Raw genomic sequence first — 11400 nt, forward strand, 5'->3', positions numbered from 1 at the left:
GTATGGCGAAAAAAAATGCTTCTTTGCTCGTTAAGTTAGTCAGCACTGCAATCAAGATAACAAAAACTGGTGAAGAAAAATCAACTGGCTATTTTTATGTAAAAAAGCGTAATCCAAAAAAGCTCACCAGAAAACTGGAGTTTAGGAAGTATGACCCAGTAGTCAGAAGGCATGTATTATTTAAAGAAGAAAAATTAAAGTAGTTTTTTTATAAGGAATTTTATTATTATGCAAAATTTACAATCAAGTTATCCTATAATAGTAGAGTTGGGGGATGTAAAAGATACAAAACTGAAATTAATAAAGGTCATTGCACAATTAATAAGTAAGAGGTACACAACACAGAAAAAAGCAGCAAACGCTCTAAAGATTGATCAACCTAAAGTATCTCAAATCAATAGGTCAAAAATCGAAGGGTTTTCCTTAGAATACTTGTTTAACTTATTGATTGCATTGGACCAAGACATAAACGTAAGAATAAAGCATAATTCTAAACCTGTATAATATGTAAAGGACAAATGGTGATTTAAATGCAGAACAATAAAACAGTAAGTCAGAGGCATTTTAAAAAGAACTTGTTACTCAACAAAACAAGATTTGAAATTTTGTGCAATGCTATTGATTATAGCTAGATATGCATCTTTTCCAGGCTCTATGTCTGATCCAATAGGATCAAGAACTACCATTTTTGCGTCATTAGAAAGAGCATTAGGCTTTATGCTATCTTCTTGTGAATGAGCAAATATACATTTAACGTTTTCTTCCTTCATTATCTTTTTTAGCTTCATTAAACTCTTCATACCTATGTACAAATCCTCTTCTATAGAAAGAATGGCGCTTGGGTGATTTAAACCAAAATATTTTTCAAAATATTGATAAGCATCGTGAGTGACGATGTATTTTTGATTTTTAAAATCATTCAGTTCTTTCACGATTTCTTTTACTTCTTGGTCTATTTTTTTTATGGCTTTTGTTGCATTAGAGTTGTATCGATGGAAATTTTCTTTATCTATGTTAGACAATGTTGCACTTATAAAAAGTACCATGCTCTTTGCATTTTTGGGACTCAGCCAAATGTGTAGGTCTTTTTCATCTTGAGTATTGGTAATTTTTCTAGAAAATGAATGTGGCCGAGCAGGAAGTAGGTTGATTACCTTTGACAATTGCACTAGTTCTTTATTATTTTTGGCGAAAGTTTGAACAAACGTCTCTAAGTTATCGTCAGTGTAAAATATGACATCACTTGATTCCAAATTACTCGCATCAGACGGCTTTAATATATAATTATGCGCAGATGTTGCATAGCCAAGCAATTCCGGTTCTAAAATCCCTTCTGTCACAGAAGCTACAAGTGAGTGGATAGGTTTGATTGTAGCTACAACTTTTAAATTGGATGAAAAGGCAATATTATAGTATAGTGTAAATGAAAGTAATAGAAAAAAAGCCAGTAAATGTCTCATATAAACGTTGAGAAGAAGTTAAATTTTGCCAAAAAGTTAAATAATGTCAATAATCGTGTTCTAAAAATAGAAAATCTTGCTCTCACATATGATGGTAAAAAAATCCTTGACAATATCAATATGTTCATGGAAAGAGGAGACGTAATTACAATACTTGGTCCAAATGGTGGAGGTAAAACCTCTTTAGTGAAAGCAATTGCTGGCATAAATAAAAGCTGTACCGGTAGTATCGTATTTGCTGACAACATAAAAATTGGCTATATGCCGCAAAATTTTAGTATTAGTAATTTGATGCCAATAACAGTTGAATATTTCCTTTTAAATAGCTCCTTGAAAAGACTAAAGAAAAATCAATCCATTATTACAGAAGCGATAGAGTTGGTTGGTATCGGTAACATTTTGAAGAATCAAGTGTTAGAAATTTCTGCAGGGCAAACACAACTACTACTGCTTGCACGTTGTTTAATTGCAGAGCCTGACTTGATCATTCTAGATGAACCAGTCAGTGCAATGGATATTAACGCGCGGGCTAAATTTTATGATACTATAAATAAAATAGCAAAAAAACGATTGGTATCGATTCTTATGACTTCTCATGATCTTAACTCTGCTCTACCATCCTCAGATTACGTAATTTGTATAAATAATACTATCTATTGCCAAGGCAAGCCTGATGAGATTATGAAAAATAGAACCCTAAATGAAATATTTAGCAGTTACGCAGCAAAATGATTCAAAATATTTTGCGTCTTCTGCACATAACTACAGTGCTGACACGTTACAATATATTACCTTATTTACTTCCACCATCAAAGAAATCAATAAATAAAATACAAGGCCATAAGCTAAAGTGTGCTCTTGAAAAATTAGGTCCGGTGTTCATTAAGTTTGGGCAGTCTATCTCATCACGTACTGATGTTTTAAATGAGGATATAACAAATAACTTGTTATTGATATGTGATAGATTGCCATCATTTTCACATAAAATAGCAGTTAAAACTATAGAAAGTGAGTTTAATTGTAAATTGAGCGACATTTTTTCAAGCTTTTCTGAAAAGCCAATTGCAGCAGCATCGATTTCTCAGGTGCATAGAGCGGTTACAACTGAGGGTAAGGAAGTTGCTGTGAAGGTTTTAAGGCCAAATATTGAGAAAACATTCTCAAGGGATATAAAAATGCTTTCTTGGCTTGCAGAAATTGCAGAAAAATTTAGCGAACAATCAAAAAGGCTGAGGCCAATTGAATTAGTCAAAACTTTTGCTGAAATTTGCCGATTAGAGTTAGATCTACGTTTTGAAGCTGCTCACTCTTCAGAACTAAAGGAAAACACAAAAAATGACAGAGGTTTTTATGTACCTGAAATAGATTGGAATAGAACTGCAAAAAAGGTTTTAACATTAGAATGGATAGAAGCAACACCAATATACGAAGTTGAAAAACTGAATAATCGTAAGCAAATAGCTATCAATCTTATAGAATCGTTTTGTAGTCAGGTATACAGGGATTGTTTTTTTCATGCTGATATGCATCCTGGAAATCTAATGGTTGATAGTAATAACAATATTATTGCCCTGGATTGTGGAATCATGGGTAGAATAGATCGTGAGACATGCTATTACGTTATAGAGATACTCAAAGGCTTTTTAAATCGGGATTATGACCACGTTGCAAAAATGCACTTTAAAGCTGGTTACGTTTCATCACAGCATAGAAATTTTGTCATAGCTTGCAGGGCAATAGGTGAACCCATTATTGGGCAGCCTATACAGAAGATTTCATTTGCTAGTTTACTTGCTCAGCTATTAAAAATAACTGGTGATTTTGATATGAAAGTTCAAACACAATTGTTATTGCTGCAGAAAACTATGATTTTACTGGAAGGGACATGTAGAAAGATCTACCCAGAAATCAATATGTGGAAAGTAGTTGAAGCGTGGATAAGCAGTGAACATGAAAGTAAAATAGGGTATAGGGAAAAAATTAGAAATTCTTATCCTGTAAAAACAATCCAAGGGATATTTAGCCTTATAGAAAAATTAAACCTAATAGCTGATAAAAAATTAGAAAACATCCAAGTTAAAAATAAATCAAATGGAAAAGTCTATTTTTTACTGTGGTTTGTAATTATAATTCTAATCGTTAAGTTTTTAATTTCTTAAACTATGGGAAAAAACTGCGTCAAACCCAATTTTTAATTCAACTTAATTTTTAATCTGCAGGAGTCGAGTTGAGAATGTCCAATTTTCCACTTTCTTTATAGCATAACATACTTCAGTCCTGATCCGCCTCTTGCTCCTCTTGAAGCCCAATAGCTCACCACTTATGTGTAAATTAATCGTTAATGTTGTACACGTTCTTTTCTTTTTCTACTCTCTCTTGCTCTTCAATACAATATATAGCAAGCGGATTAGCTTTAAGTCTTTTGACTCCTATTTCTTCTCCTATTCCATCGCAGTAACCATAAGTGCCTAATTTTATTTTTTCTAACGCCTCCTTAATCTTTTCTTTTCTATCTTTTCGGCGCTTGATTAATTCCTCATTTCCACTATCTCCATCAGAATAGTATGTATCAATACTATTATCTTCTAGTTCTTGTTTCTCCAACTCAGCGAGTATTGATTGTAACTTTAAGCTGAAGTATTCCAGTTGTTTTACGCTCATATATTCTTCATCTTCTGAAGGAGTATAATCCTCTGGTGACTTTATTTTCAGTAACTTTTCCATAATTGCATTATCAAAAAAATAATAAAACCTATATAACTTATGAACAAAAAATTATACTACCCTCAAAGTAAACACTATAATTTATAATAAACATTTAAAAGCCTAGTATGATCGACTTAGTAAAAAAATTAGTAATAGATGGTAAGAACCTTATCTATATAGTATGTATTTTTATTATAATGTTAAGTTTATCTTCATTTACACTTGAAAACAACAATAAACAAGAAGTTATGTTAACATTAACATGGATATGTGCTACATTTGTTTTGCAGATCTCTACAAATAATTTGTTTACATCTGATTATCATGATGGAATATTAGAGCAAATCTTTGTACAGCCACTCTCTTCTAGGCTTATAGTTGCTTATAAAATTTTCGCTCACTGGTTATTATTTGGGCTACCGATTTCAGTGGTTTCTTCCATATTCAGCTTTGCAGTTCTAGGCAATAGTATTGAACACTCAATAGCAGCTGGAGTGTCTTTATTATTTAATACGCTGATAATCATTAATATTTCAGCTACTGGAAATGCATTGATGATTGGTCGAAACAACTTAGCATCAGGAGTATCGCAAATTCTTGTTTTGCCAATGATAATGCCAACCTTTGTCTATTTTAAAATGCTAACTCAATTTGAAAATTTGTCCTTGAATATTTATACACTACTAATCACCATGTTAATTTTTGTCGTTTTGATTGTTAACAGCACTATAACTACTCACATGGCACTAAAATTTGCTGTGGAACAGGATTGAAAAATCTTACTGTTATTCAGTAGGTATCCGTTTAGCAGAGTGGCAAAATAGGTAGACAAGATAAACCAAAAAATCAAGAAAAAGTGAGTTTACAACAAATGGTGTCATGCAAGTAGCTGACACCATAGAAACGAAAAAACTTACTTGACAAACTCCGCCAGCTCCCTTATTATGATAGTAAGGGTATTTATGACTCAAAACTTGTTTTTGACCTGCAGGCTCAATGACAAAATTCAGTAAAAAACTCAGGTATTTATTAGCGGATTACATAAAATTATAGCGGCTGCATGTCTTTTAAAATTTTTCTACACTCAGCCAAATCGCGCTTATTTTAAGCGTTAGCACATTATTACAGCGCCAGTTTAAATTATTATAGGGTCAAAACTCGCACCACGGGGCTTCTTTTGCCTTTTTTTTCGCTTGGTAAATTTCTTAATGTTTGTAGCTAAAGCAATTTAAGAGACCGAAAATGGTGTCATTCCACCGCGTGACGCTGGAATCTAGTCTTTATTATGCAGCCACTTATTTAAAGTTAAGTTTTCTGGATTCAAGTAGTCAAGCTACTCGGATGACACCTTGACGATTTGAAGAATCGTCATCCCGCTACGTGTTAGCGCCGCGGCGGTATGACGATCTGCGGCAGTATGAAGGTTCGGGTGGCATCTCGTCATCCCGCTGCTTGTTAGCGGGATCTGCTGTGGCGACATAAACTCAAATCATTTCAAATTTCAATCCAAAGAGGTATCATTATGTCAAACAATTTCAATTTTAAAGAATTTTTTAACCACTATGAAACAAATAGTACGTCAGATGATATACAAAGGTATTATTTGCTGTGGAAATCAGTAATAGCGCAGGCAATGACTGATGCAGCAAGTCACTGTAAAAAAACAGAAAGCTTGGTAGAGAAACGTAAGGCGATTTCTTGGTTGTCAGACTTTAGTCAAGATTTTGTTCACACATGTATATTGGCTGATTGTGATCCGGTATACGTAAAAAACAAAATACAGCCAATCTTAAAAAGCCTTACTAGATAAAACCTTTTTAATGAGGGTTACTCCTTTTACCGAAAAAAATATCATTCAATCTCCTATCTATAGTTGCCTCTATATCTTTGATTAATAGCTGCTTTATCATGTTTACTTTCTGCTTTGCATCTTGAGCGTGATGCTCATTGTTACCACTGTTATTGCTGTAATTATTCTTATCACTATAACTACTGCCACTTGGTTTACTACTGTTACTGAACTCACTACCCTTTTTTCTTCTTGTGCTGAGCATCTGCACTATCTTTTCCTTTAAAAAGGACTTCCAGCTTGTGCTAAGTAATAATTTATAGAGAAAATGCGGAGTAAGGAACGCTACTAATATTCGAATAGAAATTCCGTAACCGAGGTCTTCCCTATTTTCATAATACCACTTGCAATATTGAAATAAATGGTAAAACGCATTTTTGAAAGAGCCAAATTCTACAGCATACCAAAAACCATTGCTGAGAAACATGAGCACAATGCTGGATGTGTAAAGATACATTGTGAAGAGAAACAGTTTAACAATTATATCTTTTAGACTACCTAATATATAATTCAATAATCTTAATTTATAGAAAAGTGATATCATTTCACACCCACTTCAATATGGCTGGGGTGGAAGGATTCGAACCTTCGCGTGACGGTATCAAAAACCGCTGCCTTACCACTTGGCTACACCCCAATACTACTTACATCAATAACACTATTAGCCCAATTAGTAAAAGATTTATTTGCTTTTTCTATGGACATCACAGCAATAGCTGGCTGATCATAAGAATGCATTGCTTCGATTTTTTCTACAATTTTATCAATTTGATCATTTTTGCTCTTCATAATTGCTACTACTTCACAACTATTACTAATTTTACCTTCCCATAAATACAGAGAATTCACTTCGGGAAATATATTTACACATACAATTAATTTCTCGTTTAACAATTCTTCAGAAATAGTTTTAGCCTCATTTAAATTTGAAAAAGTTGTATAAATCAAAACTAAATTATTCATTAGAATCTACATAAATGCATTGCTACTATACTCCACTCAGGTTTATTCATCAAGAGAAAATAGATGAGATTTTTCTGTTATTCTAGTACTCTCTTCTGTCATTCCAGTGCCTCCTTCCCCTGTCATCCCAGTGCCCAGACACTGGGATCTCATTTCTTAATTTCACAATATAGATCATTCCAAATTGCACCTATTTGCAAGTATATAAATATAATAATTTTGCATAAAAACTTAGATCCCAGTGTCACGCACTGGGATGACAAGAGGGGGTATTCGGATGACAAAAAAAGGAGGCTACTGGGATGGCAAGAAAGGAGCAGCAGGATGACGCCTCGCCATGTCATTCCAGCGCGTGACGCTTGAATCCAGCCTTTTCATAATCATCAAAATGTTGTATTTTAACATAAAACGGCTACTTTTATGCTTCCCAACTTAATAAAATTCCTGGATCCAAGTAGTCAAGGCACTGGGATGACACCTTCCCTAGTGGAGAAATCACAATGTTCATACGTTTGTGCGCATAACGCCGGGATCTAGGATTTTTCTATAGTTTAAAAACAAAAAAAGGATGTTACTCAACGAGTAACATCCTTTTGAAGAAGGTGAGTGATTTTACTTAGTCCATTTTCACTTTCACACCTGCAAGATGATGAACGCTATTTTCACCTACTTCCGTAGAAGGCAGTTGTGATACTGCAAGATCTAGTTCTTTCATAGCCTCATCAAGCCCTCTGTGCAATTCTTCTATCGAAAGACTTTGTCCTCTTGGCGTAGAAGAACCAGAACCCATTCCACTATCAGTAGAAGAGCTTCTTGATACCTTTGGTGGAGTAACTGGAATAGGCTGCTTACCAGAAAGTCTTCCTCCTACTGTTGCAGTTTTACCAGTATTTTCAATGGGAATAGGAGTATCAACGTAAAAAGTGCTCTTTCCTACTTGTCTAGACAACGTGTCTGATTCAGAAAGAACTTGATATTTAACATTAGTAGTTTCTCCTGGTGCTTTTTTACCCCCCAACCATAATGGCACTTTAAATGGAGCAGTTGTCTTCACTTCTTTATGCTTCGCAGGATTTAACAATTCCGCTTCGCTGCTAATAGTACTGTCAGTCCTTACAAAATCTAGTGAACTGCTTTTTGACAAGCTGTTAGATTGTTCAGAGTTGTTTCTCCCCAGTAAAGAGAATGATGGTAATGAAAAAGACCTGCTAGGTCTAGCACTACCTTCTTCAAACATGTTATTACGCATTTTAAGTGATCTTTTGAGAATATGATCTTCTTTGCATTTCGCAATAACTTCCTTAATTTCATCGTAATGTTCAGAGAAAACACGGTCGATGAAATAAACATCGCTAGGCAATGCCTTCTGTTTTATCAAGACACGCAAATCTTTTTCACCCAAATGCTTAATGAAGTCCTTTTGTACTTGCCACTTAGGAGTATGCTCTCTCGATTCTGATTTTGCCTCCTCTGCTATTTTTAAATCAATTTTTAACGATATTCCAGAAAGTATATTTTTTACTAACTTAGAATTATCTCCTTTATCAGCAAAAATCGCTTTTAGTTCGTGCTTTATTTCACCGGCTTTCTTGCGATCTTTCTCAGGAAACTTTGTCATTTTTTCTATAGCAGCACCTTCCTTAGCATGATTGTAAAATACAACTCTATCCCTTTCCTTAAAGCGTTTTTTCAGTGAATCTACACCTTCTCCCACCTTATCTTTAGCATGCACAGCACCATCTTTAATTTTCCCGGCAGTATATTTCGCCCCATCAACTGTTTTTTCTGCTGACCATTTGAGCCCTTTGAATGTGTATTCAACTGCTTTATAAGCAAAAAATAGAGTTAGGGCAACTACTGCACCTGTTGCAGCAAACGGTAAAGCAACTGCCACAAATGGAAGTAATGCACCAACCATCACACCTACTGCAACTATTTGCTCTTTTGCAGACCAGTTAGAGAAATTTTTTATATCTTTTAGTTTATCCTGCACAGTTTCCATGAAAGTGGAATTTTTTTTAACAGAACTTGAATTTGTTTGTTCACTGACTAACATTTTAAACCTCACTATTAATTAAATATATTCATATTGTACACCCTCGATTCTTAAGTTAGTGTTAATTTGGCTGTTAATGTTCACTTGTCTTTGAATAATTCTGCTTGACGCGTTTTTTGGAAGCGTAGAAAATTAGGTCAAGAAGCCGGAGTATTTATGAGGTGCATAAAAAGGGCACTCATCTTTTTGGCTGTTATAACTTTAATAATAATAGCTTTACTATTTAGGTATAATTCCCATTTTCACGAAGACGTAGTGCACTTAAAGAGTGACAACAAAGAATTCAAAAAAAAGCCAGAAAATTCTATAGAGTCGACCATACTACATAGAGAAAAGGAAGTGTACGATCATGTTTTCCATCCTGATGATTAATTTGTAAATAAAATAGCAATTTATGTTTGCATTTTCTTATTAAAGAAGTAATATTAGCGTATTAATTATAGAATCAATCATTATGTTTGATGAGAATAATCCTTGGAATTTGGGAAAGAAATCGGTAGGGAACAAAACTCCTAATAATGAAGATATTTTAAGTAAAGCTGTATCTGATGTAAGGTTCTTTCTTAATGGATTAACCAGAAACAGGGGCAAAAAACCTTATTTCATCATTTTCATTATTTTACTGTTCTATGCTTGCAATGGCTTTTATATTGTCCATCCTAGTGAGGAAAGTATAGAACTTACTTTTGGTAAATATTCTAATACAGAAACACCTGGTTTGCGTTATCACTTCCCCTACCCTATTGGCAAGGTTTTTAAAGTGAATGTTAAGGAAGTAAATCGTGAAGAAATTGGGGTAAGTAATTCTTATGGGCGAGACACAGATCGCAGTGAAGGTGTGATGCTAACTGGAGATGAAAATATAGTCAACGTTAACTTCGAGGTTCAGTGGCGCATTAGAGATGCTAAGGACTATTTATTCAAAGTGCGGGATTACAAAACCGGTTTCAGTGTTAAAAATGCTGCTGAAAGTGCCATGAGAGAAATAATAGGTAAAAACACGATCTCTTTTGCACTTGGTCAAGGCAGACCAGAAATTTCTAGAGATACTAGAATTCTATTGCAGCAGATTCTTGATGGATACCAAATGGGCATAGAGATTTTATCTGTTCAAATGAAAAAAATTGATCCACCAGAAAAAGTAATCAGTTCGTTTAGAGATGTACAAAGTGCTCGTGCAGACAAAGAGCGTACTATAAACGAAGCATATGCTTATAATAACGATATTATACCTCGAGCAAAGGGTGAAGCGATAAAGATAAAATTAGATGCAGAGGCATATGAGAATGAAGTAATAAATGAAGCAAAAGGTAATGCAAATCGCTTTTTATCTCTTTATGAGGAATATAGACAGAATCCTTCTCTCGTTAAGAATCGTATTTATCTTGAAACTATGGAAAATATTTTCAGTAAGGTAGACAAAGTTGTTGTAACTGATGATCTGAAAGGTATGTTTTCTTATTTACCTCTTACAAATTTAGGGAAATAACCATGAGTAGTAATATTAAAATTATTTTTGTTTCTGTATTTGTTGTTTTATTGATTGTTTTATTTAATTCAATATTTGTTGTGCAAGAAACAAAGCAAGCGATAGTTATACAACTCGGTAAAGTTGTAAGAGATGTTAGGGAAAGTGGCTTATATTTTAAGTTACCATTCATAAACAGTGTAGAGTTTCTTGATAAAAGAGTTTTAGATTTAAGTCCTGATAAGATCCCAAGGGAAGTGATAACAGCGGATCAAAAACGTATTATAGTAGATGCGTATGCAAAATATAAAATAACAAATCCTGTTACTTTTTACCAGGCTGTGAGGAATGAATCAGGGCTGGTTAGAAGATTGTATCCGGTTATAGAAGCACACATAAGAGAAAATATAGGCAGATTTTCGTTGATTAGTTTGTTGAACGAAAAAAGATCAGAGGTTATGCAATTGATTCAGCGTGGAGTTTATTCTGAAGCTGAAAAATTTGGCATAGAAATAATAGACGTAAGAATTAAGAGAGCAGATTTACCAGAAGAAAATAGTTCTGCAATATTTCGCCGTATGCAAACTGAAAGGGAAAAAGAAGCAAAAGAAATTAGAGCAGAAGGAGAGCAAGCTGGGCAGGAAGTTAGATCAAAAGCTGATAAATTAAAAAGGGAAATTATCTCCAGTGCAGTAAAAGAATCATATGAAATAAGGGGCCGTGGTTATGCTGAAGCAACTAGAATTTATAATGAGGCATTTAAGGTTGATGAAGAGTTTTTTAACTTTTATCGCTCTATGAGCGCTTACAGTAAATCATTTGCTGAAAATAATACTAAATTTGTACTTTCACCAAACAATAACTTTTTAGATATTTTAAACAAAGGATGGAAATAATT

At 33.9% G+C, this 11400-nt stretch carries 14 protein-coding genes and 1 tRNA gene; 9 read left to right on the top strand and 6 right to left on the bottom strand.

Going from position 1 to position 11400, the window contains the following annotated elements; all coding sequences use genetic code 11:
* Positions 1–2 precede the first annotated feature (2 nt).
* A complete protein-coding gene (gene rpmG / locus AAGD91_RS04750; RefSeq protein ID WP_064124823.1) occupies positions 3–203 on the top strand; it encodes a 50S ribosomal protein L33 in 201 nt (66 codons plus the stop codon).
* Positions 204–228: 25 nt separating this feature from the next.
* Entirely contained in the window at positions 229–504 is a 276-nt protein-coding gene (locus AAGD91_RS04755) for a helix-turn-helix domain-containing protein (RefSeq protein WP_341820806.1), read from the top strand.
* Between the two features lie 74 nt (positions 505–578).
* Here AAGD91_RS04755 and AAGD91_RS04760 read toward each other — a convergent pair whose 3' ends face one another.
* Positions 579–1460, bottom strand: a complete 882-nt coding sequence (locus AAGD91_RS04760) for a zinc ABC transporter substrate-binding protein (RefSeq protein ID WP_341820807.1) — start codon at positions 1458–1460, stop codon at positions 579–581.
* On the opposite strand from AAGD91_RS04760, the gene AAGD91_RS04765 reads away from it, so the two are divergent.
* Together AAGD91_RS04765 and ubiB are read left to right on the top strand one after the other, a co-directional pair.
* Positions 1452–2192, top strand: coding sequence for a metal ABC transporter ATP-binding protein (locus AAGD91_RS04765; RefSeq protein ID WP_341820808.1), 741 nt, complete (start codon positions 1452–1454; stop codon positions 2190–2192). The genes AAGD91_RS04760 and AAGD91_RS04765 overlap by 9 nt on opposite strands.
* Positions 2189–3619, top strand: a complete 1431-nt coding sequence (gene ubiB, locus AAGD91_RS04770; protein WP_341820809.1) for a 2-polyprenylphenol 6-hydroxylase — start codon at positions 2189–2191, stop codon at positions 3617–3619. The genes AAGD91_RS04765 and ubiB overlap by 4 nt, the downstream gene beginning before the upstream one ends.
* A 172-nt stretch (positions 3620–3791) precedes the next feature.
* Here ubiB and AAGD91_RS04775 read toward each other — a convergent pair whose 3' ends face one another.
* Entirely contained in the window at positions 3792–4184 is a 393-nt protein-coding gene (locus AAGD91_RS04775) for a TraR/DksA family transcriptional regulator (protein WP_341820810.1), read from the bottom strand.
* A 107-nt stretch (positions 4185–4291) separates the two neighbouring features.
* On the opposite strand from AAGD91_RS04775, the gene AAGD91_RS04780 reads away from it, so the two are divergent.
* Both AAGD91_RS04780 and AAGD91_RS04785 read left to right on the top strand, forming a co-directional pair.
* Positions 4292–4939: a heme exporter protein CcmB gene (locus tag AAGD91_RS04780; protein ID WP_341820811.1), complete on the top strand. Its 648-nt coding sequence runs from the start codon at positions 4292–4294 to the stop codon at positions 4937–4939.
* A 749-nt stretch (positions 4940–5688) separates the two neighbouring features.
* A complete protein-coding gene (locus tag AAGD91_RS04785; protein ID WP_182158640.1) occupies positions 5689–5976 on the top strand; it encodes a hypothetical protein in 288 nt (95 codons plus the stop codon).
* A 7-nt stretch (positions 5977–5983) separates the two neighbouring features.
* Here the strand turns inward: AAGD91_RS04785 and AAGD91_RS04790 are convergent, their stop codons facing one another.
* From AAGD91_RS04790 to AAGD91_RS04805, 4 genes are all read right to left on the bottom strand, one after another.
* Positions 5984–6442: a hypothetical protein gene (locus tag AAGD91_RS04790; protein ID WP_341820812.1), complete on the bottom strand. Its 459-nt coding sequence runs from the start codon at positions 6440–6442 to the stop codon at positions 5984–5986.
* Between the two features lie 135 nt (positions 6443–6577).
* Positions 6578–6652: transfer RNA gene (locus AAGD91_RS04795), tRNA-Gln, on the bottom strand.
* Entirely contained in the window at positions 6643–6978 is a 336-nt protein-coding gene (gene cutA / locus AAGD91_RS04800; RefSeq protein WP_341820813.1) for a divalent-cation tolerance protein CutA, read from the bottom strand. Before cutA ends, AAGD91_RS04795 begins: the two co-directional genes overlap by 10 nt.
* Positions 6979–7594: 616 nt before the next feature.
* Entirely contained in the window at positions 7595–9034 is a 1440-nt protein-coding gene (locus AAGD91_RS04805) for a hypothetical protein (protein ID WP_341820814.1), read from the bottom strand.
* Positions 9035–9190: 156 nt separating this feature from the next.
* Here AAGD91_RS04805 and AAGD91_RS04810 point away from each other — a divergent pair, with 156 nt between their 5' ends.
* The 3 genes from AAGD91_RS04810 (at position 9191) to AAGD91_RS04820 (ending at position 11398) form a co-directional block, all read left to right on the top strand.
* A complete protein-coding gene (locus tag AAGD91_RS04810) occupies positions 9191–9406 on the top strand; it encodes a hypothetical protein (protein WP_264687826.1) in 216 nt (71 codons plus the stop codon).
* An 82-nt stretch (positions 9407–9488) separates the two neighbouring features.
* Positions 9489–10523 carry an FtsH protease activity modulator HflK gene (gene hflK / locus AAGD91_RS04815; RefSeq protein ID WP_341820815.1) on the top strand — a complete coding sequence of 345 codons (1035 nt, stop codon included), beginning with the start codon at positions 9489–9491 and terminating at the stop codon, positions 10521–10523.
* 2 nt (positions 10524–10525) lie between these two features.
* Positions 10526–11398 carry a protease modulator HflC gene (locus tag AAGD91_RS04820; RefSeq protein WP_341820816.1) on the top strand — a complete coding sequence of 291 codons (873 nt, stop codon included), beginning with the start codon at positions 10526–10528 and terminating at the stop codon, positions 11396–11398.
* The last annotated feature ends 2 nt before the right edge of the window (positions 11399–11400 follow it).

It is taken from the genome of Wolbachia endosymbiont (group A) of Myopa testacea, assembly GCF_964027115.1.
Classification (GTDB): Bacteria; Pseudomonadota; Alphaproteobacteria; order Rickettsiales; family Anaplasmataceae; genus Wolbachia.

Coding starts and splice junctions, on each gene's coding strand:
- AAGD91_RS04775 (WP_341820810.1), bottom strand. CDS start 4,184: ATGGAAAAGTTACTGAAAATAAAGTCACCAGAGGATTATACTCCTTCA.
- ubiB (WP_341820809.1), top strand. CDS start 2,189: ATGATTCAAAATATTTTGCGTCTTCTGCACATAACTACAGTGCTGACA.
- AAGD91_RS04755 (WP_341820806.1), top strand. CDS start 229: ATGCAAAATTTACAATCAAGTTATCCTATAATAGTAGAGTTGGGGGAT.
- AAGD91_RS04760 (WP_341820807.1), bottom strand. CDS start 1,460: ATGAGACATTTACTGGCTTTTTTTCTATTACTTTCATTTACACTATAC.
- AAGD91_RS04785 (WP_182158640.1), top strand. CDS start 5,689: ATGTCAAACAATTTCAATTTTAAAGAATTTTTTAACCACTATGAAACA.
- AAGD91_RS04810 (WP_264687826.1), top strand. CDS start 9,191: ATGAGGTGCATAAAAAGGGCACTCATCTTTTTGGCTGTTATAACTTTA.
- hflK (WP_341820815.1), top strand. CDS start 9,489: ATGTTTGATGAGAATAATCCTTGGAATTTGGGAAAGAAATCGGTAGGG.
- AAGD91_RS04790 (WP_341820812.1), bottom strand. CDS start 6,442: ATGTTTCTCAGCAATGGTTTTTGGTATGCTGTAGAATTTGGCTCTTTC.
- AAGD91_RS04820 (WP_341820816.1), top strand. CDS start 10,526: ATGAGTAGTAATATTAAAATTATTTTTGTTTCTGTATTTGTTGTTTTA.
- rpmG (WP_064124823.1), top strand. CDS start 3: ATGGCGAAAAAAAATGCTTCTTTGCTCGTTAAGTTAGTCAGCACTGCA.
- AAGD91_RS04805 (WP_341820814.1), bottom strand. CDS start 9,034: ATGTTAGTCAGTGAACAAACAAATTCAAGTTCTGTTAAAAAAAATTCC.
- cutA (WP_341820813.1), bottom strand. CDS start 6,978: ATGAATAATTTAGTTTTGATTTATACAACTTTTTCAAATTTAAATGAG.
- AAGD91_RS04780 (WP_341820811.1), top strand. CDS start 4,292: ATGATCGACTTAGTAAAAAAATTAGTAATAGATGGTAAGAACCTTATC.
- AAGD91_RS04765 (WP_341820808.1), top strand. CDS start 1,452: ATGTCTCATATAAACGTTGAGAAGAAGTTAAATTTTGCCAAAAAGTTA.